This window comes from Streptomyces sp. NPDC007088, assembly GCF_042869355.1.
Lineage (GTDB): Bacteria > Actinomycetota > Actinomycetes > Streptomycetales > Streptomycetaceae > Streptomyces.
Genome location: NZ_JBIAFO010000034.1, coordinates 1 through 25,567, shown reverse-complemented (window position 1 = coordinate 25,567; position 25,567 = coordinate 1). Strand labels below are relative to the sequence as shown.

General features: G+C 73.1%; 22 protein-coding genes. 8 read left to right on the top strand and 14 right to left on the bottom strand.

Annotated features, from left to right (window positions below; translation table 11 throughout):
- Positions 1–90 precede the first annotated feature (90 nt).
- Positions 91–594 carry a GNAT family N-acetyltransferase gene (locus ACFYMP_RS30935; RefSeq protein WP_388863790.1) on the top strand — a complete coding sequence of 168 codons (504 nt, stop codon included), beginning with the start codon at positions 91–93 and terminating at the stop codon, positions 592–594.
- 34 nt (positions 595–628) lie between these two features.
- On the opposite strand, the gene ACFYMP_RS30930 is transcribed toward ACFYMP_RS30935, so the two are convergent.
- Positions 629–2,404, bottom strand: coding sequence for a BCCT family transporter (locus tag ACFYMP_RS30930; RefSeq protein WP_388863787.1), 1,776 nt, complete (start codon positions 2,402–2,404; stop codon positions 629–631).
- Positions 2,405–2,583: 179 nt separating this feature from the next.
- Here ACFYMP_RS30930 and ACFYMP_RS30925 point away from each other — a divergent pair, with 179 nt between their 5' ends.
- Entirely contained in the window at positions 2,584–3,213 is a 630-nt protein-coding gene (locus tag ACFYMP_RS30925; RefSeq protein ID WP_388863785.1) for a histidine kinase, read from the top strand.
- Between the two features lie 168 nt (positions 3,214–3,381).
- On the opposite strand, the gene ACFYMP_RS30920 is transcribed toward ACFYMP_RS30925, so the two are convergent.
- The 4 genes from ACFYMP_RS30920 to ACFYMP_RS30905 all read right to left on the bottom strand — a co-directional run bounded on the left by ACFYMP_RS30920 (position 3,382) and on the right by ACFYMP_RS30905 (position 7,074).
- Positions 3,382–3,951, bottom strand: coding sequence for an NADPH-dependent FMN reductase (locus ACFYMP_RS30920; RefSeq protein ID WP_388863783.1), 570 nt, complete (start codon positions 3,949–3,951; stop codon positions 3,382–3,384).
- 105 nt (positions 3,952–4,056) lie between these two features.
- The gene (locus tag ACFYMP_RS30915; protein WP_388863781.1) at positions 4,057–4,821 is read right to left on the bottom strand and encodes an alpha/beta fold hydrolase; all 765 of its coding nucleotides are present in this window, start codon (positions 4,819–4,821) and stop codon (positions 4,057–4,059) included.
- Positions 4,822–4,890: 69 nt separating this feature from the next.
- Positions 4,891–6,048 carry an FAD-dependent oxidoreductase gene (locus ACFYMP_RS30910; RefSeq protein ID WP_388863779.1) on the bottom strand — a complete coding sequence of 386 codons (1,158 nt, stop codon included), beginning with the start codon at positions 6,046–6,048 and terminating at the stop codon, positions 4,891–4,893.
- A gap of 330 nt (positions 6,049–6,378) precedes the next feature.
- Complete coding sequence (locus ACFYMP_RS30905) at positions 6,379–7,074, bottom strand: TetR/AcrR family transcriptional regulator (protein WP_388863777.1); 696 nt, start codon at positions 7,072–7,074, stop codon at positions 6,379–6,381.
- A gap of 246 nt (positions 7,075–7,320) precedes the next feature.
- On the opposite strand from ACFYMP_RS30905, the gene ACFYMP_RS30900 reads away from it, so the two are divergent.
- Positions 7,321–8,874 (top strand): MDR family MFS transporter, encoded by a 1,554-nt coding sequence (locus tag ACFYMP_RS30900; RefSeq protein WP_388863775.1) that lies wholly within the window; start codon positions 7,321–7,323, stop codon positions 8,872–8,874.
- A gap of 187 nt (positions 8,875–9,061) precedes the next feature.
- The gene (locus ACFYMP_RS30895; protein WP_388863773.1) at positions 9,062–9,385 is read left to right on the top strand and encodes a DUF4190 domain-containing protein; all 324 of its coding nucleotides are present in this window, start codon (positions 9,062–9,064) and stop codon (positions 9,383–9,385) included.
- A 23-nt stretch (positions 9,386–9,408) separates the two neighbouring features.
- On the opposite strand, the gene ACFYMP_RS30890 is transcribed toward ACFYMP_RS30895, so the two are convergent.
- The 5 genes from ACFYMP_RS30890 to ACFYMP_RS30870 form a co-directional block, all read right to left on the bottom strand.
- Positions 9,409–9,759, bottom strand: coding sequence for a VOC family protein (locus ACFYMP_RS30890; RefSeq protein WP_388863771.1), 351 nt, complete (start codon positions 9,757–9,759; stop codon positions 9,409–9,411).
- 26 nt (positions 9,760–9,785) lie between these two features.
- Entirely contained in the window at positions 9,786–10,301 is a 516-nt protein-coding gene (locus tag ACFYMP_RS30885) for a cupin domain-containing protein (RefSeq protein ID WP_388863769.1), read from the bottom strand.
- 90 nt (positions 10,302–10,391) lie between these two features.
- On the bottom strand, positions 10,392–10,589 hold the full coding sequence (locus tag ACFYMP_RS30880) for a DUF397 domain-containing protein (RefSeq protein WP_388863767.1): 198 nt from the start codon (positions 10,587–10,589) through the stop codon (positions 10,392–10,394).
- Positions 10,589–11,287 (bottom strand): DUF5753 domain-containing protein, encoded by a 699-nt coding sequence (locus ACFYMP_RS30875; RefSeq protein WP_388863765.1) that lies wholly within the window; start codon positions 11,285–11,287, stop codon positions 10,589–10,591. The genes ACFYMP_RS30880 and ACFYMP_RS30875 overlap by 1 nt, the downstream gene beginning before the upstream one ends.
- A gap of 266 nt (positions 11,288–11,553) precedes the next feature.
- Positions 11,554–12,357 (bottom strand): DUF4232 domain-containing protein, encoded by an 804-nt coding sequence (locus tag ACFYMP_RS30870; protein WP_388863763.1) that lies wholly within the window; start codon positions 12,355–12,357, stop codon positions 11,554–11,556.
- A 242-nt stretch (positions 12,358–12,599) separates the two neighbouring features.
- Between ACFYMP_RS30870 and ACFYMP_RS30865 the strand changes: the two genes are divergently transcribed.
- Both ACFYMP_RS30865 and ACFYMP_RS30860 read left to right on the top strand, forming a co-directional pair.
- Entirely contained in the window at positions 12,600–14,165 is a 1,566-nt protein-coding gene (locus ACFYMP_RS30865) for a helix-turn-helix domain-containing protein (protein ID WP_388863761.1), read from the top strand.
- 180 nt (positions 14,166–14,345) lie between these two features.
- Positions 14,346–15,608 (top strand): PLP-dependent aminotransferase family protein, encoded by a 1,263-nt coding sequence (locus tag ACFYMP_RS30860; RefSeq protein WP_388863759.1) that lies wholly within the window; start codon positions 14,346–14,348, stop codon positions 15,606–15,608.
- 339 nt (positions 15,609–15,947) lie between these two features.
- Here the strand turns inward: ACFYMP_RS30860 and argS are convergent, their stop codons facing one another.
- Positions 15,948–17,732, bottom strand: a complete 1,785-nt coding sequence (gene argS, locus ACFYMP_RS30855; RefSeq protein ID WP_388863757.1) for an arginine--tRNA ligase — start codon at positions 17,730–17,732, stop codon at positions 15,948–15,950.
- Between the two features lie 219 nt (positions 17,733–17,951).
- Here argS and lysS point away from each other — a divergent pair, with 219 nt between their 5' ends.
- On the top strand, positions 17,952–19,709 hold the full coding sequence (lysS, locus tag ACFYMP_RS30850) for a lysine--tRNA ligase (RefSeq protein ID WP_388863755.1): 1,758 nt from the start codon (positions 17,952–17,954) through the stop codon (positions 19,707–19,709).
- Between the two features lie 80 nt (positions 19,710–19,789).
- Here lysS and ACFYMP_RS30845 read toward each other — a convergent pair whose 3' ends face one another.
- The 3 genes from ACFYMP_RS30845 to ACFYMP_RS30835 form a co-directional block, all read right to left on the bottom strand.
- Positions 19,790–21,418: a DUF2637 domain-containing protein gene (locus tag ACFYMP_RS30845; RefSeq protein ID WP_388863753.1), complete on the bottom strand. Its 1,629-nt coding sequence runs from the start codon at positions 21,416–21,418 to the stop codon at positions 19,790–19,792.
- Between the two features lie 195 nt (positions 21,419–21,613).
- Positions 21,614–22,630: a DUF3558 domain-containing protein gene (locus ACFYMP_RS30840; RefSeq protein ID WP_388863751.1), complete on the bottom strand. Its 1,017-nt coding sequence runs from the start codon at positions 22,628–22,630 to the stop codon at positions 21,614–21,616.
- Between the two features lie 166 nt (positions 22,631–22,796).
- Entirely contained in the window at positions 22,797–23,795 is a 999-nt protein-coding gene (locus ACFYMP_RS30835; RefSeq protein WP_388863749.1) for a DUF3558 domain-containing protein, read from the bottom strand.
- A gap of 334 nt (positions 23,796–24,129) precedes the next feature.
- On the opposite strand from ACFYMP_RS30835, the gene ACFYMP_RS30830 reads away from it, so the two are divergent.
- Entirely contained in the window at positions 24,130–25,323 is a 1,194-nt protein-coding gene (locus tag ACFYMP_RS30830; protein ID WP_388863747.1) for an RtcB family protein, read from the top strand.
- Positions 25,324–25,567: the final 244 nt, after the last annotated feature.

Below are 25,567 nucleotides of genomic sequence, written 5' to 3'. Positions count from 1 at the left end.
GCGGTGCGGCCTCCTTTTCCGTGGTCACCCTGCTGTTGCGATAGGGGAAAGGGGGGCGCGCTCGCCTCGTGCCTCTGATAAGCCATACCCATGGATGATCTTGTGACGGAGCGCTTGCTGCTGCATCCGTTGTCGGTGGCCGAGGCGGAGCGGATCGCGGCCGGGGTGCCGGGGGAGGGGCCCTCGGCGGTGCCGTGGGCCGAGGGGTATCCGGCGCCGGGGTCGAGGGTCGGGGCGCGGCACTATCTGACGGCGCTGGACAAGTACGGGTACCCGCCGGACTTCCCGGCGTACGAGATACGGCGGCGCACCGACGGGGCCGCCGTGGGCGGGATCGGGTTCCACGGGCCGGCCGACCCCGAGGGGTGGGTCGAGCTGGGGTACGACCTGATCGAGTCGGTGCGCGGGCAGGGCTTCGCCTCGGAGGCCGTACGCGGGCTGCTGGTGTTCGCGCGCGAGCGCGGGGCGGCCGGGGTGCGGGCCGACACGGACCTGTCGAACGTGGCCTCGCAGCGGGTGCTGCTGGCCGCCGGGTTCGTCTTCGACCGCGAGGAGGGGGCGTTGCGGTTCTACCGGGCGCCGCTGGTGGACTGAGGGCGCGGGGGTTTCGGCGCGCGGTGGCCGGGGGTCACGTCGCGTCGCGGGCGTCGCCCTTTCCGCTGTGCCCCGGCCCGGTGGTCCCGTCCCTCCCCCTCCCGCCCCTCTCCTCGGGCTCGTCCGTCCTCGTCCCGCCCTGTGCCGCGCGGCGCGGGTGGCGGTGGCGCGGGGCCGGGCGGTTGTCCAGTTCCTGGCCGATCATGACGCGGACGGCGTCGCGCATGCCGTGCAGGCCCTCGCTGCGTCTGGGCCCGGCCCCCGGGTCGGTGCGCAGTTCGCGCAGGAGCGACCAGCACAGGAAGACCATCACGACGACGAAGGGGAGCGCGACCAGGATCGTCGCGCTCTGGAGCGATTCGAGGCCGCCCGCCACCAGCAGGGCCGCCGCGACCGCCGCCATGAGGATGCCCCAGGTCACCACGAGCCAGCGGCGCGGATGCAGGGCGCCCCGGCTGGTCAGGGACCCCATGACCAGGGACGCCGAGTCGGCGCTCGTCACGAAGTACATCATGATCAGGACCATCGCGACCCAGGCCGTGACCGTCCCGGCCGGCAGTCCGTCGAGCATCGCGAACAGCGTGGCCTCGGTGCCCTCCTTCGCCTTCGCGGCCATGTCGACCGCCCCGGTCCGCGCCTGGCGGATGCCGGTGCCGCCGAGCACCACGAACCACACGGCGGTCGCCCCGCTCGGTACCAGCAGGACGGCGAGCAGGAACTCGCGGATCGTACGGCCCCGGGAGATGCGCGCGATGAAGGTGCCGACGAACGGGGCCCAGGACAGCCACCACGCCCAGTAGAAGATCGTCCAGGTGCCGAGCCACGCCTCGTCCCCGAAGGCGCCGGTGCGCGAGGCCATCGGGACGAGCTGGTCGAGGTAGCCGCCGACGGAGGAGGGGAGCGCGTCGAGGAGGTACACCGTGGGCCCCGCGCAGAACACGAAGACCATGAGGACGGCGGCGATGACGAGGTTGACCGAGCTGAGCCACTTGACGCCGCCGTGCAGCCCCGTGAAGGCGGAGACGACGAAGGCCGCGCTCAGCACGGTGACGATGAGGAGTTCCACGGCCGTTGAGTCGTCCACCCCGGCGGTCAGGTCGAGGCCCTTGGCGATCTGGAGCGCGCCGATGCCCAGGCTCGTCGCGGTGCCGAAGACGGTCGCGAAGACGGCGAGCAGGTCGAGGAGCTTGCCGAGGACCCCGTTCGCGGCGCGTTGCCCGATGAGCGGGACGAACACGGCGCTGAGGCGGTTGCCGCGGCCCTTGCGGAAGCTCGCGTAGGCCAGCGCGAGGCCCGCGATGCCGTAGATCGCCCACGGGGTGAGCGTCCAGTGGAAGAAGGAGTACTGCATCGCGGCCGAGGCCGCCGCGTCGCTCTGCGCCCGCGCCCCGCTGGACGGCGGCGGGCTCAGGTAGTGCGCGACGGGTTCGCCGACGCCGTAGAAGATCAGCCCGATGCCCATGCCCGCGCTGAACATCATCGCGATCCACGAGAAGTTGCGGAACTCGGGCGGGGAGTCGTCCCGGCTGAGCCTGATGTGGCCGTAGCGGCTGAACGCGATCATCACGCACAGGACGAGGAACACGTCGGCGGCGATCACGAAGAGCCAGGCGAAGTTGTCGAGGACCCAGGGCAGGGCCGCGTCCGAGGTGGACTCGAAGGAGCCCTGGGCGAGCGAGGCCCACAGGACGACCGCGAGGATTCCGGCCGCCCCGATCGCCACGACCACCCGGTCGGGGGAGGAGTCCAGCCCCGGTTCCGGGGGTTCGGGGGCGGACTGGTCCGCGGCGGGGGGCGTTTCGGTGCTCATGAAGTCCCACTATGGACGGGTCTATCCGCCGATGCCCGGACCTGTCGTCTTCCGCCACGCCGGGCGCGGGCGTGTGGCGGGGGCGCTCACGCGGGACCGCTCCGGGGGCGGCCGGGGCGCGGGCTGACTACCGTCGAGGGGGAGCGGCCGCCGAGCGGAACGAAACGGAGCCCCAGGCCATGGCATGGAACGCGAACGTCCTGTTCTTCAGCTTCCCCGACCCGAGCGACACCTACGCGGCCTTCCACGACGCGGAGGAGACGGAGCAGACCAGCCGGGCGGCGGTCCTGGAGCGCGCGGGCGACGGGACCCTCTCGGTGACCGAGACCTACGTGCCGGAGAGCGGACTCACCCTCGGCGCGGGCGGCGCGGTGGGCGCGCTGCTCGGCGTCCTGGCCGGCCCGGTGGGCGTGCTCTTCGGCTGGACGGCGGGCACGCTGTTCGGCCTCGCGGCGCAGGGCGAGGAGGAGGCGGGCGACGTGGACGCGCTGACCGTCCTGAGCCGGGGCGTCCCCGACGGCGGCAACGTCCTCATCGTCGCCGTCAACGAGGAGAAGGACCCGGCCACCGCCGACGCGCTCGCCGCCAAGTACGGCGGTTCCGTCCTGCGGGTCCCGGCCGGGGTGGTGCGGGAGGAGGTCCGTTCGGCCCAGGAGGCCGCCGAGGAGGCGACCCGCGAGGCCCGCGCCAGGGTCCGGGCGGAACGCGGGGACGAGGTGCGGGAGAAGGCGGAGGACTTCAGGGAGCGGGTGTCGGAGTTCTTCGGGGGGCGCCGGCACGGCGAGAGGGCCGGCGGGCAGCCCACCTGAGCGCGGGCACCGCCCGCACCCGTGACGCGTGTGCCGCGGGTGCGGGCGGCGTTCCCTGTCGGGGGCGCCGCCTGGCGGTCAGCTTTCCGTGGGTGCCGGTGCCGGTGCCGGTGCTGGTGCCGGCACCGGGGTTGCGGGCCGGGCCGGTACGGGGCGCCCGGCCGCCGGTCACGCGTTGGCGGGGCGGGTCTGCGCGAGGGCGTCGCTCCAGGACACTAGCTGGTCGAGCATCGCCTCCAGCGCGGCGCCCTGGTGCTCGCCGGGGGTGAACTCGGCGCCGAAGCCGGTGAAATCGGTACGCATGTCCAAGGTGACCTGCGCGGCGACGTCCGCGAGCTGGAGGGCGCCGAGGACCGGCCGCAGCGCTTCGACGGCCCGTACGCCGCCGTTCATGCCGTAGGAGACGAGGGCGGCTGCCTTGTTGTTCCACTCTGCGTAGACGCGGTCGAGGGCGTTCTTCAGGACGCCGGGGAAGGAGTGGTTGTACTCCGGGGTGACTATCACGTATCCGTCGTAGGCGGCGACGGTGCGGGCCCACCGCTGGGTGTCGGGATCGGCGTAGTGGCCCCGGGCGGGCGGGGACGGCTGGTCGATCTGTGGCAAGTCGACCTGGGCGAGGTCGACCAGATCGTAGTCGGCGTCGCCGCGCTGTCGTGCCTGGTCCACGACCCATCGCGCGACGCGTTCGCCGGCTCGTCCGGTGCGGGTGCTGCCGAGTACGACCGCGATCTTCGTCATGACGTCTCCGGTGGCTGGAAGGGTGGCCGGCGGATGGGGCGAGGGGGGCTGTGGCGGGTGAGGCGTGCGGACCGCACCGCCCGCTGGGCATGGACACGGGCCTGGTCAGGGGCGGGCGGCCCGGTCCTGGGGCGCGAGGAAGTCGTCGATGGCCGCGTAGACCGCCCCGGGCCTCTCCCGCAAAGGCTGGTGTCCCGCGTCGGGGATGAGTTCGAACCGCGCGTGGGGGAAGGCCGCGGCGTAGGCACGGCCGAAGCCGGGGCTGACGACGGTGTCGTTCCCGCCCCAGAGGACCAGCACCGGGCAGGTGACGTGCGCGAGGCGGGGCAGCAGACCGGCGTCGGCCATGGCCGGTCCCGTGTACGTGAGCAGGGCGGCCGTCGCCGCGGGCGAGGGCCCGCGGCGCGGTGCCGGGCCGGGCCCCGGGGCGGGGGCGGAGGGGGTGGTCGAGGGCGGTGGCCCGGTCGGCATGGTGACCTGCTCGCCCGGCACCACGGGGCCGATGGCGTCCACGAGGACGAGCCGCGAGACACGGCCCTCGTGGTCGTCCAGGACGGCCTGGGCGGCGACCCAGCCGCCGAAGGACGTGCCGATGACCGTGACGTCGTCCAGGGCGAGGTGGCCGAGCAGGTCCAGGTAGGCGGCGGCGAGCGCGGGCACGGAGTCCAGGTCGTCGGGCCGTACCGAGCCCTCCCAGCCCGGGTGGGTGGGCGCCACGACCGCGTGGTCCCGTGCGAGGTGGTCGGCGAGGGGTGCGATGCCGGCGGGCCCGGGGCCGCCGTGCAGGACGAGGACCGGGCTGCCGTGGCCGGCTTCGCGTACGTCGAGGTGGAGTCCCGGGCGTACGGGAACGGAGCGGGGCGTGAGCATGGTCGCCGCCTCCTTCTGGTGGGTCGGGTTTCGGGCGGTTCCGGTGGGGCGCCGAGGGGGCCCCACGCCTCAGGAGCGGTCCGCGTTCCCGGCCGGGCCCGAGGTGAAGAACGCGACCATTTCCTGGAGGCCCCGCTCGCCGAACATCGTGTCCAGGCTGGTCGCGGAGTCGAGGGCGGTCTCCTCGCTGCGCGGGAAGAGCTCCTTCTCGTAGGCGCCGAGCGCGGCCTCGGTGTCGCCGGGGTGGGAGGCGACGGCCAGGGCGAGGCGCGCGCCGTCGAGCATGGCGAGGTTGGCGCCCTCGCCCGCGAACGGCGACATCACGTGCGCGGCGTCACCGAGCAGGGTCACGCCGGGTACGCGCTCCCAGCGGTGTCCCACGGGCAGCGCGTGGACACGGCGCGGGGTGATGGCGTCCGCGTCGGCGATCAGCCTGCGCAGCCCCTCGTCCCAGCCGTCGAAGTGGGCGAGGACCGCGGCCTTGGCGGCGACGGGGTCCGAGAAGTCGACGGTGTCCACCCAGCCCTCGTCGGCCTTGAGCGCCGTGTAGGCGTGCAGGCTGCCGTCGCTCTCGCGGTGCGCGAGGATTCCGCGCTCGTCGCCCAGCGCCATGAAGAAGCCGTCGCCGACGACCGCCGCGCTGTCCGGGTGGCGGGTGTCGGCCTCGAACAGGTCGGTTTCGGCGAGGGAGATACCGGTGTACACCGGCCGGGCGTCCGAGAGCAGCGGCCGGACGCGGGACCAGGCGCCGTCCGCGCCGATCAGCAGACCGGTCGTGATGGCGGAACCGTCGGAGAACGCCACCTCGTGACGGCCGTCCCCGAGCGCCCGGACGCCGGTGACCCGCCGCCCCCAGTGGACCGTGCCGGCGGGCAGGGAACCGAGCAGCAGGTCGCGCAGCTCGCCGCGATCCACCTCGGGCCGGTCGCCGGTGCCGTCGTCCTCCTCCTCCACCCACACGGTGCCGTCGGGGCCGAGCAGCCGCATCGCCTCGCCGCCCGGGTGGACGATCGCGCGGAACTCCTCGTGCAGGTGGGCGGCGTGCAGAGCCTTCTGCCCGTTCGCCTCGTGGATGTCGAGCATGCCGCCCTGGGTACGGGCCTCGGGCGAGTCCTCCAGTTCGAAGACGGCCGACTCGACGCCGTTGACGTGCAGGACACGGGCGGCGGTCAGGCCGCCCAGACCGCCGCCGACGATCGCGACGGGGAAATGGCTGGTGGTGGTCATGGGGTGCCTCCGGAAGAGAACGTGGGGGACTACAGGCTCGCCGAACGCCGCGGGCCCGCCCGGAAGGCGCGAGTGCGCTCGGCGGGGGCGTGAACACCGGGGAGACCGGTCGGCGGCCACGGTGACGTCTCCACTGTAACGAACACGTTCGTCACGAACAAGTTCTTCGGAGGGAGCGTCGCGGTCTGCGCGGTCCACGCGGTGCGCGGGGGGCGGGGTGGAGGTGGAACCGCTCTCCGTGGCGGGGGGCCGGGGGGCGGGGGCAGGGGCGGGGGCGGGAAGCGGGCCCGCTCCCCGCGCCGGGGCGGCGACGGCGGGGTCGCCGGGGCGCTAGCCCTCGACGGGGGGTGCCGGCGTGTGGGTGATGCCGTTGACGAGGACGTCGAAGCCCCAGCGGAATCTCTCTTCCGGGGTGCCCCCGATCAGCGCGGGCATATGCGCGGCGATCGCCGGATGCGTGGTCTCGCTCGCGGTGGCCAGGGCGTGCACGGTGGCGTTCCAGTCGTCCGCGGAGGCCGGGTCGCGCTCGCGCGTCGACTGCTCGGCGGCGGTGGCCGTCGCGCTCTGGAGCAGCTTGTCCACCCCCCAGGCGGCCTGTTCGCGGGCGGCCCCGCCGCGGGACAGCAGGCCGAGGACGCGTTCCACCAGGCGCAGGTAGTTCTCCCCGCTCGGGCGGGCGACGAGCGCGGAGCGCGCGAGCTGCGGGTACGCGAACAGCACCAGGGTGTACGACCTCATCACCGCGCGCAGCTGCTCCCGCCAGTCCTCGCCGCCCTCGTCCCCCGACAGGTCGACCTCGCCCAGCAGGGCGTCCAGGACCGCCGCGTGCAGGGCCGCGGTGTTGGCCACGTAGACGTAGAGCGAGGCCGGGCCGGTGTCCAGCTCCTGGGCGAGGCGGCGCATCGTGACCTTCTCCAGCCCCTCCTCCCGCATGATCCGGAGGGCGGTCTCCACGATCCACTGCCGGGACAGGGCGGGTTTCGCCGGGCGGTCCCGGCGGCTCAGCGGCTCTCGTCTGGTAGTCATGCCCCCGATCGTAACGAACGCGTTCGCCGCGGTCGTACGCCGTTTCCACGCGGGGCGGGGCCGCTCGTTCCAGGGGCGTGGGCGGCCAAGGCTCCGGCGAAGGCCCCGGCCAAGTCCCCGGCGAAGGCTCCAGGGGGAGGCTCCGGGGGGAGGCTCCGGGCGTGAACGAACTTGTTCGCGGCGAACATGTTCGTTACGGTGGCGGGGAACTCCTCCCCTCCCGCCGCCCTGAAAGGGGTGACCCGCATGCCGCGCCCCTCCGCCCCTGCCCCGAAGCCCGCTCCTCTCCCGAAGCCCGCCCCCGCCCCCGCCGAGGTGCCCAGGAACATCCGCTGGGTCCTGCTCGGCGTCCTGCTGGCTCTGCTCCTGTCGATGCTGGACGGGCTGATCGTCGGCACGGCGATGCCCACCGTCGTCGCGGACCTGGGCGGCCTCGACCACATGTCGTGGGTCGTCACCGGCTACACCCTGGCCACCGCCTGTTCCACCCCCGTGTGGGGCAAGCTCGGTGACCTCTTCCACCGCAAGACGATGTTCCTGGTCTCGATCGCGCTGTTCCTGGTGGCCTCGGTGCTGTGCGGCACGGCCGTCTCCATGGACGGGCTCATCGTCTTCCGTGTCCTCCAGGGCCTGGGCGCCGGAGGGATGGGGGCCGGTGCGTTCGCTCTCATCGGCGTCCTGCTGCCCCCGCGCGAGCGAGGCCGCTACCAGGGCATGGTCGCGGCGGTCATGGCTGTCGGCCAGCTCGGCGGGCCCCTGGTCGGCGGCTTCGTCACCGGCCACCTCGGCTGGCGCTGGGCCTTCTACGTCAACGTGCCCGTCGGTCTGGTGTGCGTCGTCTGGTGCTGGGTCATGCTGCGCGTACCCGGGCCCGCGCGGCAGGGCAGGGCCGTCATCGACTGGTGGGGCATCGCCTTCCTCACCGGCGCGATCTCCGCGTTCGTCACCGCCGCGACCTGGGCGGGCAGCACGTACGCCTGGGGCTCGTGGCAGATCGTCGCCCTGGCCGCCGTCGCCACCGGCCTGCTCGCCGCGTTCGTCGCCACCGAGCGCCGCGTCGCCGAGCCGCTGATGCCCCCGCGCATCTACCGGGGCCACCGCAACTTCCCGCTCGCGGCCGTCCTGATCACCGTCACCGGTGTGGCCATGTTCGGCGCCACCCTCTACCTGCCTCTGTACCAGCAGGACGTCCAGTCGGCCTCCGCGTCCCACTCGGGGCTGCTCCTGCTGCCGATGATGACCGCCACGCTGATCACGTCGAACATCGCGGGCAAGGTCATGACCGCCACCGGCCGGTACAAGGTCTTCCCCGTACTCGGCTCCGCGCTCCTCGTGACCGGCATGGGCCTCCTGTCCACGATGGGCACCGACACCTCACGCCTCGCGACCGCCGCGTACATGGCCGTCGTCGGCGCGGGCACCGGCTTCACCCAGCAGATGTCCAACACCATCGCCCAGAACGCCGTCGGCCTGCGCGACATCGGCTCCGCCTCCGCCGCCACCAACCTGTTCCGCAACCTCGGCGGTTCTCTCGGCGTCGCCGTGTTCGCCTCCCTCTTCGCCGGGGCCGCCCACGCGTCCGGTGAAGAATCCGGCGGCGGTACGGCCGTACCGCACTCCGCCGCCTACGTCGCCGGTGTCGCGCACGCGACCCATCTCATCTTCCTCACCGGAGCGCTGATCGCCCTGGCCGCCCTTCTCGCCGCCGTGTTCCTCAGGGAAACCCCCCTGCGCGGTAGGCCCGGCCCCGCCCCCGCCGACGAACCCGCCCCGAAGACCGAGGACGCGCCCGCGAGCTGAGCCGCGCGGTGGGGGCTCGGCGCGCGTCCGGACCACCGCTCACCCAGGTGCCGGTGAGGCGGGAGCCGGCCGTGCCACGGAGGATGTTCTTCCGCTTCCTCTCCCCCTGGAACGGGCGTACGAGGTCTCCTCGCGGGCACCGGCATGTCATCACAAGCCCGCTACATCGGCTCATTGGGGAGAAGTCATGTCGAGCTACCAGGACTCCACGCACAAGTCCCACCCGGCCCCGCAGGGCTACTCGGCCCAGCCGGGGACGCGTACCGGGACCAACGGGCTGGCGGTGGCCGGGCTCGTCTGCGGCATCGTCGGGATTCTCGTCTTCAACATCGTCCTCGGGCCGCTCGCGATCATCTTCGGTGCGGTCAGCCGGCGCGCCGTCCCCGCCAAGGGCGGCAAGGGCCTGTCCACCGCCGCCATCGTGCTCGGCGTCCTCGACCTGCTGCTGTTCGGCGCGATGCTCGCCTTCGCGGCCAGCAACGGCGGGTTCCACTGGTACGTCGGTGGCTGACGCCGCCTCCCGTACGGAAGCTCTCAGGCCCGGTGGCCAAGGACGTTGACGACCTTGCCGCCGGGCTCCCGTACGAAGAAGCGGCGCACGCCCCACTCCTCGTCCCGCAGCGGTACCAGGATCTCCGCCCCTGACTCGCGCATCGCCTCGTACGCCGCCTCCACGTCGTCCACCTCGATGCTGACGTCCGGGGACACCGGCGCCGTGCGGTCCCGCGTCATCGCGCTGAGCTGTACCGAAGGACTTCCCGGCTCCGCGAAGGTCGCGATCCAGCCGTGGTCCATCACCTGTTCCAGGCCCAGTAGTTCGTAGAACGCGCGGCTCTGCGGGAGTGAGGACGACGGCAGTACGGGGACGATTCTGCGGACGGACATCGGTGGTTACCTCTTCCCTCTCGTGGTCATGCCTCTGCGCCCGGGAACGGTTCCCCGCACTGGGAGCAGTACCTCGGGCGGGGGTCGGCGGAAACGCGTCCGCACGCTTCGCACACCAGGGGGAGCAGGCAGGCGGGTTCGCCTCCGGCGGGGTCCGGGGCGGCCACCGGCGCCGTTCCTCCCACCGACATCCCCGGACGGCGGCGGTGCACCGTCAGGTAGGCGAGGCCCCGCGGTCCGGCCTCCAGCGTGCGGGGCGCTCCGCGCGGGAGCCAGAGGAGGGTGCCGGGGGTGAGTTCCGCCGGTTCGCCGGGGCCGGCGGCCCCGGGCCCCGCCGTGCCCGTACCGTCCACCGCCAGGAGGAGGACGTCGAGGGTGTCCTCGCGGTGTTCGCCGACCTGTTCACCCGCCGGCAGCCGTACGAGATTGGCGTCCAACTCCCGCCCGGCCTCGGCCAGTCGCCATACCGCGCCGCCCTCGGCCGGGTCGCTCTCGGAGAGGGCCTGGGGGAGGTGCGCGAGGGGGCGGGGCGCCGGGGACATCTCCGTACCTTCCTGACTCCGTGACTCCGTGACTCCGAGACTTCGTGACTCCCTGGACTTCCTGGACTCCGTTACTCCCTGACTCCGTGCCTAGCGACTGGTGGTGGCGGTGAAGGCGGTCCAGGCGGTGGGAGCGAAGGCGAGGACCGGACCGGTGGGGTTCTTCGAGTCGCGGACGTGTACCGGGGACCGCACACCGTGCGCAGCCGGTTCATGGGCGACTTCGAGGCAGGCACCGCCACTGCTGCCGCTGTAGCTCGACTTGAACCACTGTAGTCCCGTGCGCATTACTCTCCCAGGCGCTCCAGCAGGCCCCTTGTGTCCTTGGCGTTGAGGGCCTGCGTGCGCAGCATGGCATACCTCCGAGTGAGGATGCTGACCATATTGGGGTCGACGATGATCCGGCTGCTGTCCTGAATTTCCGTGTAGCCGATGTGTTGGAAGTCGGGTGTTTCCACAAGAATGAAAGGACCGTCCAGCCCTGCGTGCTCCGTGGCTGTTCGTGGCAGGATCTGAATGGTCACACCTGGGTGATCCGCCATCGTTCGTAGGTGTTGGATCTGCTCACGATGTTGCGCCAAGGTGCCCAGCCGGAGGGTCAGTACGGGTTCCCAGACGACGAAGGACAAGGCGGGCGGCGGCTTCCGGTTGAACACTGCCTGACGTTCGATCCGCAAATCCGTCTGTTCGTTGATTTCGTCCGAGTCGAAGGGCGGGACACGATTGCTGAGGATCGCCCGCGCGTAATCCGTCGTCTGGAGCAGGCCGGGCAGTACGCCGTTCTCATACCAGGAGAGGGAGACCGCAGTAGCCTCCAGCCCAAGGTACTCGGCGACCCATGCCGGTGTGCGGTCCACCTCCGGCAGATGTCCGAGCGCCGCCGACAGGACTCCGTTGGTGTGCGGCAGCTCGTCCAGCCGCGCCGCGTGCTCCGGCTTCAGTGCGCGTCTGCCCTGCTCGATCGACGCCAACAGGTCCGCGCCCATCGGGACTTCGGCGGGCCAGTCGTTCCTGGGTGTGTCCGGCGGCGATGCGGAGAGTGGCGATCTGCGCGCCGAGCGTCTTCATGGCGGAGCCGTTCTTGGGACGGCGGTCCCGTGGAGGCAGGGTGACGAACTCCCCGCGCTGTGGCGTACTTCGACGTGACGAGCCGGCGGTTGCCGCTCTGACGGCGCGGACCGCGACGAGGCGGGCCCCTCCTCCGCTGGGGGCCCGCCCGTCGTGTCCGCGACCGTGGTGGTCAGGTCAGCGGTTACCAGATCAGCGCGGTCGCCGCGTCCGTCTGCCAGAAGGAGACCGCGAGGTCGTCGTCCACGTAGACGCTGCCGCCGGGGACCGGGGTGGTCGCGAGGCCCCCGACGCTGCCCGCCATGGCCCGGCCCGACATGGCCAGCTTCATCTCCTTGGCCTTGCGGCCGTGGTCGCCGTCGCCCGACAGGAGGACCGAGGCGTACGCGTGCTCGCCCGGCTCCAGCGTCACGACCGCCTGCGGCCGGCTGTCCTCGATCCACGGCGCGCTGCTCTGGTCGCCGTCGAATCCGAGGTACGGGGCGCCGTACGCGTAGCAGCGCTTGCCGGACTCGTTCGTCAGCGTCAGGAGCAGGTGGTTGATGGGGCGGGAGGGAACGGACATGCGGATCTTGCTGTTGGCCACGGTGCAGGTGACGGCCGCGGCGGGCTTCTTCGGCGGGGCGGCGGCGGCCGCTGCCTTCGCCTGACGGGCCGCGTTCACCGGCTTCGCGGAGACGGGCCGCGCGTGGCTGCCCGAGGCGGCCTCCGGTTCGGCCGCCTTCGCCGCGGTCCCCTTCGCTCCGGTCTGCCGCGCCCCGGTGTTCTCCGGCGCACCGGCCGGCTGGTCGTCGCCGCGGGTCGCCGTCTTCGTCCCCGTCTCCTGCTTCGTCTTCGTGTCCACGGGGGCGCTGTACGTACTGTCCTTGACCTTGCCGACGGTGTCCTCGGCCCCCGAGCAGGCCGTGAGGGAGAGACCGGCGAGGGCGGTGAGCGCGGCCGCCGCCGTACGGAGGGCGAGGCGGCGGGAGGTGGGGTGACGGCGCATCAGGGTCTTCCTTCACTCAGCGGTGCGGGCCGACCGCCCGGCGGGGTGCCGGGGCGGCGTGCTTGGATGAACCAAGCTTGTGCCGGTGCGCGTCCCAGGCGGTAGCGGACACGGCCAGGTCGGGACGCTGGAACGGTTCCACCACCTCTGACCTGTGAGAACAAGGGGAGCCTGGAACGCCCGCCCGGGACATCACGAGAGCGCCCGGACATGTCCGGAGAGGTACGGAGGGGGAGAAACGGGTGGCTGCGGGACCTGAGACCGCCGCGTTCGCGGAGCGTTTGCGGGAGCTGAAGGAGCGGTCGGGGCTCAGCTACGGGGTGCTCGCCAAGCGGCTCCACCTCAGTACCTCGACGCTGCACCGGTACTGCAACGGGGACGCCGTACCCGCCGAGTTCGCGCCCGTCGACCGCCTCGCCCGGCTCTGCAAGGCCCGGCCCGAGGAGCTGATGGACCTGCACCGGCGCTGGCTCCTCGCGGACGCCGCCCGGGGGCGGGGGGATAGGGGGCGGTCGGCCGCCGTCCCGGACGCGCACCCGGGGGCGGCCTCCGACGCGGCCCCGGACGCGGCCTCGGACTCGCCTCCGGGTGCGGCCTCGAACCCCGCGCCGGGGTCCCACCCGGGTACGGCTTCCGTCGTCGACCCGGCCTCCGTCTCCGTCTCCGTCGCCGTCTCCGCTTCCGTTCCCGGTCCGGGTCCCGGCCCGTCCCCGGCCCCAGGACCCGCGCCCGACCAGGAACCCGGCCCCGGTCCCAGTCCCGGTCCCAGTCCCGGTCCGGGTCCCGGTCCTGATTCCGGTTCCGGTTCCGGTCCTGATTCCGGTTCCGGACTCGCGCCGGACGCCGATACCGACGCCCGGTCCTCCCGGCCGCCTCGGCGCCGTACGCTGCTCGCCGCCGCGGTCGCCGTCGTCCTGGTCGCCGGGGGCGCGGTCGGTCTGACCCGGTTCGCGGGTGCGGAGGACCGGCCTTCCTCCCGTGCGGTGGAGGCGACGCACTCCCGGGCGGTGGAGCCGTCCGGGTCCGGCGAGGCGGCGCCGGACGCGCGCCCGAAGCCCTCCGCCTCGCCCTCCGGCTCCGCCTCGCCCTCCCGCTCCGCCTCACGGAGCGCGAGCCCCTCCGCGAAGGCCGGCCCCAGCGGGTCCGGTGGTGCCCGTCCCCCCGCAGCCGTCGGGAGCGGTGGCGCGCACCTCGGCCCCGCGCCCGCCGGTGACCCGCTCTCCGTCAACGTCCGGCCCTACGTGTGGGACGACCCCTGCACGCAGCACTACCTCGTCCAGGCCGGGCCGGACAAGGTGTCGCCGCCGCCGACCGAGCAGGACGCCGCCGGGTGGGTGCGCTCCATGGGGGCCGTCTCGGCCGACTACGAGCGGGTCGCCGTCACCGTGCAGGGGCTGACCGACGACACCGTCGTCCTGGAGGGGCTGCACGTGCGGACCGTCGGTACGAGTGCGCCGCTCGCCTGGAACTCGTACACCATGGGCGTCGGTTGCGGGGGCGGTGTGCCGGCCGCGTCCTTCGACGTGGACCTCGACGCGGCCCGGCCCCGGACCACGCCCCTGTCCGGGCAGCGGGACTTCCCGTACAAGGTGAGCGAGAGCGACCCCGAGGTCTTGTACGTCACCGCGCACGCGCGCTCCCACGACGTCCTCTGGTACCTCGAACTCGACTGGTCCAGCGGCGGCCGGCACGGCACGCTCACCGTCGACAACGCCGGGACCCCGTTCCGTACGAGCGGGTCGAGAGGACGGCCGCAGTGGCAGTGGCCGCCCGGTGACAGCGGGTGGGGCAAGCCCGAGACCTACTGAGCGGCCCGGCGGCGCGTACCGGGGCGGTACCGGTGTCCCCGCCCCGGTTGTCCGCACCGTGAAACCCCTGTCTTCGGCGCGGGCCGCCGGAATACGCTGCCCGGGTCCCCGTCTCAACCGATGCGCCGTCGGCACACCCCCGGGGCGGTGGCGCACGGCGGCCGGTCAGGAGCCGCTGCCGTGTCGTCAGCCGTCCCGTCCTCGCCCGCGCCTCTCCCGGCGTCCCAGGCCGCGCCCTTGCCGCCGCTGTCCGGACGCGCCGGTTCCGTGGAGTCCTCGCCCGTACGGGACATCCTCGCGCTCACCGCGCGGCCCGAGGTGATCTCCTTCGCGGGAGGGCTGCCGGCGCCCGAACTCCTCGACGCGGAAGGGGTCGCCGGGGCGTTCGCCGCCGTACTGCGCGACAGCGGCGCCCAGGCGCTCCAGTACTCCACCACCGAGGGTGAGCCGCTGCTGCGCGCCGCGCTCGCCGACCGGGCCACCGCGCGCGGACTGCCGACCTCGGCCGAGGACCTGCTCGTGACCACCGGTTCGCAGCAGGCGCTGCACCTCGTCGCCACGGCGCTGCTGGAGCCGGGGGACGTCGTCGTGGTCGAGGACCCCTGCTATCTCGCGGCCCTCCAGGTGTTCGCGTTCACCGGGGCGCGCGTCGTGCCGGTGGAGTGCGACGAGGACGGCATCGTGCCCGGGGCGCTCGACGAGGCCGTCGTCCGTGAGCGGCCCAAACTGCTGTACACCGTGCCGACGTTCCAGAACCCGACCGGGCGGACCCTGCCGGGGGCGCGGCGCGCGGCCCTCGCGGAGATCGCGGCGCGGCGCGGGCTGTGGATCGTGGAGGACGACCCGTACGGGGAGCTGCGCTACGAAGGGGAACGGGTGCCGTGGATCGCGTCCTGCCCGGGGGCCCGGGACCGCACCGTGCTGCTCGGCAGCTTCTCCAAGGTGCTGGCACCCGGGCTGCGGCTGGGATGGCTGCGGGCCCCCGCCGCGCTGCGGCGGGCCTGCGCGGTGGTCAAGCAGTCCACGGATCTGCACACGCCGACGGTGACGCAGCTCGCCGCCGCGAGGTACCTCGCGGACCAGGACCTGGACGCGCGGGTCGCCTCGGTGGCGCGGGTGTACGGGGCGCGGCGCGACGCGATGCTGGCCGGTCTGCCCGGGGCGCTCCCGGCCGGCTCGCGGTGGACGCGGCCCGAGGGCGGGATGTTCGTGTGGGTCCGGCTCCCGGAGGGCTGGGACGCGGGGCGGGTGCTGCCGGAGGTGGTGCGGCACGATGTCGCCTATGTGCCGGGTGTGCCGTTCTTCGCGGGGGAGGGGGACCGGCGGACGTTGCGGATGTGTTTTGTCACGCAGGACGAAGAGGTGATCGGGGAGGGGCTGCGGAGGCTCGCCGCCGGGTTCTCGGCGGTGGAAGTGTCCTCAAGCGCCGGACGGGCTGGGTAGCGGGAGCGGGGGGACCTGGGCCGTTGTGGGGTGGCGCGGATTACCGATGTCCTCAAGCGCCGGACGGGCTGGATGGGGGCCGGGTGCGGGTTGGGTAGCGGGAGCCGGGGGACCTGGGCCGTTGTGGGGCGGCGCGGATTACCGATGTCCTCAAGCGCCGGACGGGCTGGATGGGGGCCGGGGCGTGGGCTGGGCAGGTCGCCAGGTCGCCAGGTCGCCAGGTCGTCAGGTCGCCGGCTGGGCAAGGTGGCGCCGCCTGACGCCAGGTCACGCCGGTGGGGCGCCGCCGTGTTCGCGGCGCCCCACCAGCACGCTTTCCGCTTTCCGCTTCCGCTTCCGTTACAGCGACTTCGGCGCCCTGATCCCCAGCAGGGACAGGCCCTTCGCCAGCGTCCGGGCCGTGACGTCGCACAGGAAAAGCCGGTTCTCGACCACGGCCTGGGGGTTGTCCTCGCTCAGGACATGGCACTGGTCGTAGAACGTCGTGTACAGCGAGGCCAACTGGTAGAGGTACGCGGCCAGTTTGTGCGGGGCGTACTCCTCGGCGGCCTCCTGGACCGTCGCGCCGAACGCGTCCGCGTGCAGGCCCAGGGCCCGTTCGGCGGGGGCGAGTTCGAGTCCGGGGTGGGCGGCGGGCGTGAACTGGCCCCCGGCGCGCCGCAGGATCGACTGGATACGGGCGTAGGCGTACTGGATGTAGACGCTGGTGTCGCCGTTGAGGGACACCATCTGGTCGAGGTCGAACTTGTAGTCCCGGTTCGCGGAGGTCGACAGGTCGGCGTACTTGACCGCGCCGATGCCCACCTGGGCGCCCCGCTCCACGATCTCGGCCTCGCCGAGCTGCCCCCGGACGTCCTTCTCGCGGACCACGGCGGTGGCCCGCTCCACGGCCTCGTCCAGGAGGTCGACCAGCCGGACCGTCTCGCCGGACCGGGTCTTGAACGGCTTGCCGTCGGCGCCGAGCACCGTGCCGAAGGCGAGCTGCACGGCCCTGACGTCGTCGTTGAGCCAGCCGGCCCGCCGGGCCGTCTCGAAGACCATCTTGAAGTGCAGGGCCTGCCGCGCGTCCACGACGTACAGCAGGGTGTCGGCCTTCAGGTGGAAGACCCGGTCCCGGATCGCGGACAGGTCGGTCGCCGCGTAGCCGTAACCGCCGTTGGACTTCTTGACGATCAGCGGGACCTGATTGCCGTCGGGGCCCAGCACGTCGTCGAAGAACACGCACAGCGCGCCCTCGGACCGCACGGCCACCCCGGACTCCTCCAGGAGCCGGCAGGTCTCCTCCAGCATCTCGTTGTAGCCGGACTCGCCGACGATGTCCTCGTCCCGGATGTCCATGTCGAGCTTGCCGAACACCGAGTTGAAGTAGATCTTCGACTCGTCCACGAACCGGTGCCAGTAGCGCAGCGTCTCCTCGTCCCCGGCCTGGAGGTCCACGACCCGCCGCCGGGCCCGCTCCTTGAACTCCGGGTCCTCGTCGAAGGCCCGCTTCGAGGTCTTGTAGATCCGGTTGAGGCTCGACATGGCCTCCTCGCCGGCCTGTTCCTCGGACACGTCGCCGTGGCCGCCGGACAGCTCGTCGGGGTGCTCGATCAGGTACTGGATGAGCATGCCGAACTGCGTGCCCCAGTCCCCGATGTGGTGGCGCCGCACGACGGTCTCGCCGGTGAACTCCATGAGCCGCATCACGGCGTCCCCGATGACGGCGGACCGCAGGTGACCGACGTGCATCTCCTTCGCCACGTTCGGCTGGGCGTAGTCGATGACCGTCGTACCGGGGTGCTCGGTGTGGCCGACGCCGAGCCGCGCGCCGTCCTCGGCGCGGGCCGCGAGGTTGGCCAGGATCGACCGGTCGGACAGCGTGATGTTGAGGAAGCCGGGGCCCGAGACCTCGATGTCCTTGATCACCTCGCCGTCCGGCAGCGCCTCGACGACCTTCGCGGCCAGCTCCCTCGGGTTGGCCTTGGCCTTCTTCGCGAGCGCGAGGACCCCGTTGGCCTGGAAGTCGGCCCGGTCGCTTCGGCGCAGCAGCGGGTCCGCCCCCTCGGCGCCCGGCAGGGCGGCCACGAGGGCGTTCTTGAGCTGCTGCTCGACGGAAGCGGTGAGGGACGTGACCGAGGCCATAGGGGTGGGAGCCGTTCTCCTCGTGGGTGCAGATACTCCGTCCAGTATCCCATCAGGCACGGGGCGCCCGTGAAACGGATATCCGGCGGGCGGGCTTCCTCGGTGGGGTGCCGGTGTGCGGGCTCCCTCCCCCCGGCCCGCTCAAACCCGTTTTCGTAGTTCCTTACGGAACTGGGAGAATGGGGGGACGGTAACCACACCCCACCCCGGAAGAAGGACGTGCCGATCGTGGCTCAGAGCACAGAGACCACCGACTGGGTCTCCCGTTACGCGGACGAGGTCATCGCCGAGTCGGAGCGTCGTGCCAAGGGCGCGAAAACGGAGCCGGGCGCCCCCGTCGTGGTGGCCTCGGGGCTGTCCCCGTCCGGGCCCATCCACCTCGGCAACCTGCGCGAGGTCATGACCCCGCATCTGGTCGCCGACGAGATCCGGCGGCGCGGGTACACCGTGCGCCACCTCATCTCCTGGGACGACTACGACCGCTACCGCAAGGTGCCGGGCGGCGTCCCCGGGGTGGACGAGAGCTGGGCCGAGCACATCGGCAAGCCGCTGACCGGCGTGCCCGCGCCGGCCGGTTCCGCGTACCCGAACTGGGCCGAGCACTTCAAGGCCGCGATGACCGCGGCGCTCGCCGAGCTGGGCGTCGAGTTCGACGGGATCAGCCAGACCGCGCAGTACACCTCCGGCGCCTACCGCGAGCAGATCCTGCACGCGATGCGGCACCGCAAGGACATCGACGCGATCCTCGACCAGTACCGCACCAAGAAGGACCCCGCGCAGCAGGCGAAGAAGTCGCAGAAGCCCGTCGACGAGGCCGAGCTGGAGGCCGCCGAGGGCTCCGGGGCGGCCGCCGAGGACGACGGCGGCGGCGCCGGCGGCTACTACCCGTACAAGCCGTACTGCGGGAACTGCGGCAAGGACCTCACGACCGTCACCGCGTACGACGACGAGACCACCGAGCTGGCCTACACCTGCGCCGCCTGCGGTTTCGCGGAGACCGTGAAGCTCAGCGAGTTCAACCGCGGCAAGCTCGTGTGGAAGGTCGACTGGCCGATGCGCTGGGCCTACGAGGGCGTGGTCTTCGAGCCCTCCGGTGTCGACCACTCCTCGCCGGGCTCCTCCTTCGTGGTCGGCGGGCAGATCGTCCGCGAGATCTTCGACGGGGTGCAGCCCATCGGGCCCATGTACGCCTTCGTCGGCATCAGCGGCATGGCCAAGATGTCCTCCAGCAAGGGCGGGGTGCCCACCCCGGCCGACGCGCTGAAGATCATGGAGGCCCCGCTGCTGCGCTGGCTGTACGCGCGCCGCCGCCCCAACCAGTCCTTCAAGATCGCCTTCGACCAGGAGATCCAGCGGCTCTACGACGAGTGGGACAAGCTCGCCGCGAAGGTCGCCGAGGGCTCCGTGCTGCCCGCCGACTCCGCCGCGTACAGCCGGGCCGTCTCCACCGCCGCCGGGGAGCTGCCGCGCACCCCGCGCCCGCTGCCGTACCGCACGCTGGCCTCCGTCGCCGACATCACCGCGGGCGCCGACGACCAGACCCTGCGCATCCTCAGCGAGCTGGACCCGGCGCACCCGCTGGACTCCCTGGACGAGGTGCGGCCGCGCCTGGACCGCGCCGAGGCGTGGATCGGCACGTACGTCCCCGCCGACCAGCGCACCGTCGTCCGCGCCGAGCCCGACGCCGCACTCCTCGGCTCCCTCGGCGAGACCGACCGCGAGTCGCTGCGCCGCCTCGTGGAGGGACTGGACGACCACTGGTCGCTCGACGGGCTCACGACCCTCGTCTACGGCGTCCCGAAGGTCATGGCCGGACTCGAACCGGACGCCAAGCCGACCCCGGAGCTGAAGGTCGCCCAGCGCACGTTCTTCGCGCTGCTCTACCGGCTCCTCGTCAGCCGCGACACCGGCCCGCGCCTGCCCACCCTGCTGCTCGCCGTGGGCGCCGACCGGGTCCGCGCCCTGCTGGGGCACTGACCGGGGACGTACGCGACACGTGGGGCCCGCCACCCGGCGATCCGGGAGGCGGGCCCCACGCGTGCGGTGCGGCGGTGCGCTCAGGCCGAGAACTCGGTGTCCAGCTCCTCCTGGTGGCGCAGCCGGAACTTCTTCACCTGCGGGACGAGCGTGGACTCCGACAGCGGACCGTCGCCGGAGCGGCCCGTCACCCCGTACATCTCCATCAGGTAGAGCCCGAACTGACGCGCGTTCGGGTACTCGCCGACCTCCTTGCGGTACTGCCGGAACGCCCCGTAGTACGCCTCCTCGCGCGACATGTCCTCCGGCAGCCCGGTGCGGCCCGTCTGCTCACCGGCCGGCGCGGACTCCTCGTCCTGCCCGGGGAACTCCTCGTTCTCGCCGTACTCGCCGTACCCCTCGGGCAGCGGCTGTGCGGTCTGCCCGGTCCCGGGCCGCTGTGCCCGCTCCGCCGGGTCCTGCTCGCCGCGCTGGCCGGGGACACGGCCCCGCGCGCCGACCTCGCCGAGCGGACGGGTGCGGTGCGGGCCCGCCGGGACGCGGACCCCGGCGCGGTCGGCCCGCGCCGCCTGCTCCTCCTCGGCGGCCGGGTCCTGCGGCGGTTCCTGCTCGTACCACTGGCGCGGCTGGTAGGGGGCGTCGAAGCGCGGGTTGAAGCGGGCCCCGTCCTCCTCGCCGCCCTGCTCCTCGCGCGGGTCGTACGGCGGCTCGAACTGCGGGTCGTAGCCGCCCGCGTACTCCTCGGCGGGCTGGAGCGGCGCCGCGAACCAGGGGCTGGTGTGCGCCGCCGGGTCCTGCACCTCGGCGTGCGGCGGCTCCTGCGCCCGCGCCTGGGACTGCGCTTGCGTCCGCGCCTGGGGCTGCGGCTGGGGCTGCTGCCCGGCGGGCCGGGGGGCGGGAGGCCCGGACTGCGGGGCGGCGGGCCCGGTCAGCTCGGGACGGGTCTCCCGCGCGGGAACCTCCTGCCGCGCCCCGTCCGCCGGCTGCCCGGGGGCGCCGCCCAGGCCCGGGATCACCGTCGGCTCGATACCGGCCGCCGCGAGGCCCGAGGGGGCCGTCTGGGCGAGCGGCACCCCGTAGCGGGCCAGCCGCAGCGGCATCAGCGACTCGACGGGGGCCTTGCGGCGCCAGGCCCGGCCGAAGCGGGAACGCAGCCGCGCCCGGTACACCAGCCGCTCCTGCTCCAGCTTGATCACCTGCTCGTAGGAGCGCAGCTCCCACAGCTTCATCCGGCGCCACAGGACGAAGGTGGGGACCGGGGACAGCAGCCAGCGGGTCAGCCGCACGCCCTCCATGTGCCGGTCGGCCGTGATGTCCGCGATCCGCCCGATCGCGTGCCGCGCCGCCTCCACGGACACCACGAACAGGACCGGGATGACGGCGTGCATGCCGACGCCCAGCGGGTCGGGCCAGGCCGCCGCGCCGTTGAAGGCGATCGTGGCGGCCGTCAGCAGCCACGCCGTCTGCCGCAGCAGCGGGAAGGGGATGCGAATCCACGTCAGCAGGAGGTCCAGGGCGAGCAGGACACAGATGCCCGCGTCGATGCCGATCGGCAGGACGTAGCTGAAGTTCCCGAAGCCCTTCTCGACCGCCAGCTCGCGCACCGCCGCGTAGGACCCCGCGAAACCGATACCGGCGATGACCACCGCGCCCGCGACGACCACACCGACCAGAATCCGGTGAGTCCGTGTCAACTGCATCGCGGCCACCCGCGATCCCCTCCCTGTTCGATTTCCGTGCGACACCAGACTGGCACACGCGGACGGGAGTGACGGACGCGGTCGTACGGGAACGGGCCGGGCGGACAGCGAGAAGCCCGGCCCGGCGGTCCGCGGCGAGGCCGTGGGAGAGCCGGACCGGGCGGGAAACGCCTGGTGCGGGGCGGGCGCGGGGCGCCCGGGGGCCTACTCGGCGGAGGCGGCGGAGGCGCTCGCCGAGGGCTTGCCCTCGTCCGGGCCGCCGCCCGACGTGGTGCCGGAGGACTTCTCGTCCGAGGGCTTCGCGCCGGGCTTGTCGCCGGACTTGTCGTCGTCGCCCTTGGAGTCGCCGCCCTTGGAGTCGCCGGACCCGGAACCGCCGGACTTGTCGTCCGGCTTGTCGCCGGCCTTCCCGCTCGGTGAGGCGGAGGCGCCGCCCTTGGCCGAGCCCTCACCGGAGCCGGTGGAGCCGGAACCCGCACCGTTGGCGGCCGCGATCGAGGCGGCCACCTCCTTCGCGGCGTTCTCGGCGTCCTTCAGCAGCTTGTCGGCGTCCGGGGCCTTGTCCCCGGCCAGACCGGCGCCGTTGTAGTCCACGGTGATCACGGCGTTCGCCGTGCGCGCCAGGACCGTCTGCTGCTTGAAGGAGCCCTCCTTCTTCTTCAGGTCGTAGCGCACCGCCGTCGCGGAGTCCCCGACGCCCGCGACGCTCGACGTCTTGAGCCCGGTGGCCCCCTCGGTGGCCTGCGTCGAGCGCAGTTGCTTCTCCTGGTACGAGGTGGCCCGCTTCTCGCCCGTGCCGAGGGTCGGGTCCGAGTCGAACCGGACGAGGGACACGCTCAGCCAGCGGTACTGCGAACCGTCGACCCCGTTGCTCTTGAGGCCGTTCCACGAGCAGGTGCCGCGCGTGGAGACCTCGTCCGAGGCGCCGGGCGTGCCGGACTTGTCCTTGGCGGCGGGGACCAGATCCTCCACCGTCTTCTTCGACAGGGCCTTGCACGCCTCGGGCAGCTTCGCGAACTTCGCCTCCGGCGTCCGCTCCTCCTTGACGGTGGCCCCGCCGCTCTTCGCGCCGGCGCTCGCGGAGGGGGAGGGGCTCTGCTTCCCGCTCTTCGAGGCGGACGCGGAGTCGTCGGAGTCCGAGGAGCAGCCGGCGGCCACGAAGATCACCGGAACGGCCGCGCAGGCGAGTATGCGGGAGAGTCGCTGTACTGGTCGGTGCATGGTTCCTTCGCTCAGGTCGTGCGGCCGGGGGCCACGGGCCCCGGGCAGGGCAGGTGTCGGCGGGCCACCGCCGACAGGTCCGGTGAGTCACCGTACGCCGAAGCGGATGCCCACCGGAGCGGGACGGAGTCCTCGCGAAGGTCCGGCCCGGGGGCGGCCCGGTCGCTCACTCGTCGAAGGAATCGGCGACCGACCGGGCCACTTTCTGCGCCTTGTCCTGCATTTCCTTGCTGTCGGCCAGCTCCCCGGCGCGGGCCGGCTGCTGCTCGTACTCGACGCTCACCACGACGTTCGACGTGCGGAACACCACAGTCACCGTGCGCCGCCCGGTGGCCGCTCCGGCCTTCGCGAGCTGGTCGTCGAGGAAAGCGGAGTTCCCCAGTCCGGTAAGCAGCCGGGGCCGCAGCTCGGGCGACCGCGCGCCGGGATCACCCGTATTGTCCCCGGCGTCACCGTTGTCGGGGTTGACGGTGGAGGAGGGGCTTGTGTTCCCGTTCGTCCCGGAGCCGGTGGGGGTGCCCGGGGACTTTTCGCCGCCCCGCGCGCCGTCCGGGCCGGTGCCCTGCGCGGCGCCGTTCCCTCCGGTGTCCTTGCCGGGGCGCGTGTCGGTGTCCGTGTCCGTGTCCGTGCCCTTGCTCGCGCCCGGGTCCGTGCCGGTGTCCGTGTTCTTGCCGTCGCCGGTCGGGGAGGGGGTGACGACCGGGGCGGTGCCGGGGGCCGCGGGCAGCTTCGCGGCGTCCTCCAGCTTCTCGTAGACGGAGGTGGCGCGATCGTCGTCGCTCACGTCGGCGTCGTACGACACGACCCGCTCGAAGCCGATCCGCAGCGCGTCCGAGCTGTCGGCGTCCTCGGCCTTCCAGCGGCAGCCGACCCGGCGCTCGTTGTCGTAGGTCAGCGCCATCGTGCCCCGGTACGCCGCGTCCCGTTCGTCCTCGTCCAGCTCCTTGAGGCCGGGCAGCAGCGCGTCCAGCGTTCCGTGGTCGAGCACCCCGCAGGGCTCCGGCAGCGTTCCGTACTTCCCGGGCTGCGCGGCCGCGGCCGTCGTGCCCTGGGTGCCGGGCTTGCCGTCCGCGGTGCCGTCCCCGTCGGCGGACCCGCCGGTGCAGCCGCACAGGACGGCGGCAAGGAGCGCCGCCGCGCCCGGTACGTAGACCTTTCGCCGCATGGTGGTAGGGCTCCCCTCGTGGCCGCGCGCCGCCGTCCGGCGCGGTGCGCGGGCCGCGCCGCCGGGTCCTCCCGCCGGTGGTCCGGTGGCCGGGTGGTCCGGTGCTCCGGAGGTCCAGTGGTGCGTCGGTCCAGTAATCCAGTTGCCGCCGGTATGCGGCCGATGCAGACAATGTGTACCGCACGCGCCGCTCCGGACGCTGGTCCGCTGTCCGCTTTGTTGACCATGGATCCGGTATTTGCGCTTTCGTTTTTGTGCGGAAACGGGTGGTGGACGAGGAATCGGCGTCCGCCCGCCGCCCGGCCGTCGCCGACTTCCAGCCCAGGGGGGACGTATGTCGTACGTGGAGATTCCGGGGGCGAAGGTCCCCATCAGGATGTGGGCCGACCCGGCCCAGGTCGAGGACGTGGCGCTGCGTCAGCTCCAGAACGTCGCGACGCTGCCGTGGATCAAGGGCCTCGCTGTGATGCCCGACGTGCACTACGGCAAGGGCGCCACGGTCGGCTCGGTCATCGCGATGCGTGACGCGGTGTGCCCGGCGGCCGTGGGGGTGGACATCGGCTGCGGGATGTCGGCCGTCCGCACCTCGCTGACCGGGAACGACCTGCCCGGCGACCTGTCCCGCCTGCGCGCCCGCGTCGAGCGGGCCATCCCGGTGGGGCGCGGGATGCACGACACCCCGGTCGACCCCGGCCGGCTGCACGGCTACCCGACGGCGGGCTGGGACGCGTTCTGGTCCCGGTTCGGCGGCGTGGCCGAGGCCGTGCGCTTCCGCGAGGAGCGGGCCATGAGGCAGATGGGCTCGCTCGGTTCGGGCAACCACTTCGCCGAGGTCTGCGTCGACACCTCGGGCGCGGTGTGGCTCGTCCTGCACTCCGGTTCGCGCAACATCGGCAAGGAGCTGGCGGAGCACCACATCGGCGTGGCGCAGAAGCTGCCGCACAACCAGGGGCTCGTCGACCGGGACCTCGCGGTCTTCGTCGCGGACACCCCGCAGATGGCCGCGTACCGCAACGACCTGTACTGGGCGCAGGAGTACGCGAAGCACAACAGGGCCGTGATGATGGCGCTGTTCAAGGGCGCGGTCCGCGAGGAGCTGAAGAAGGCGAAGCCCACCTTCGAGGCGGAGATCAGCTGCCACCACAACTACGTGGCGCAGGAGCGGTACGACGGTGTGGACCTGCTCGTGACCCGTAAGGGCGCGATCCGGGCGGGCGCGGGGGAGTTCGGCATCATCCCCGGCTCCATGGGCACCGCCTCGTACATCGTGAGGGGTCTCGGCAACTCCGCCGCCTTCAACTCGGCCTCGCACGGCGCGGGCCGCCGCATGAGCCGCAACGCGGCGAAGCGGCGGTACTCCGCGAAGGACCTGGAGGAGCAGACCAGGGGCGTCGAGTGCCGCAAGGACTCGGGCGTCGTCGACGAGATCCCGGCCGCCTACAAGCCGATCGAGCAGGTCATGGAGCGCCAGCGCGATCTGGTCGAGGTCGTCGCCAAGCTCAAGCAGGTGGTGTGTGTGAAGGGGTGAGGGGCCAGGGGGGTGAGGGGCGGGCGGGTGCGGTGCGCGCGCCCCCTCGGGTGCGGTGCGCGTCGGACCGAGTGGTGTGGTGCGCGCGCCGGGCCGGGAGGTTCCGGTGCGTACGCCCGGCGGAGCGGGGGGGGGCGCGGGGCCCCCCCCCGCCGCGGGGCGGGCGGGGGGCCCCCCGGGGGCCGGGGGCCGGGCCGGGGGGGGGGGGGGGGGGGGCCCCGGGGGGGGCCCGGGGCGGGCCGGG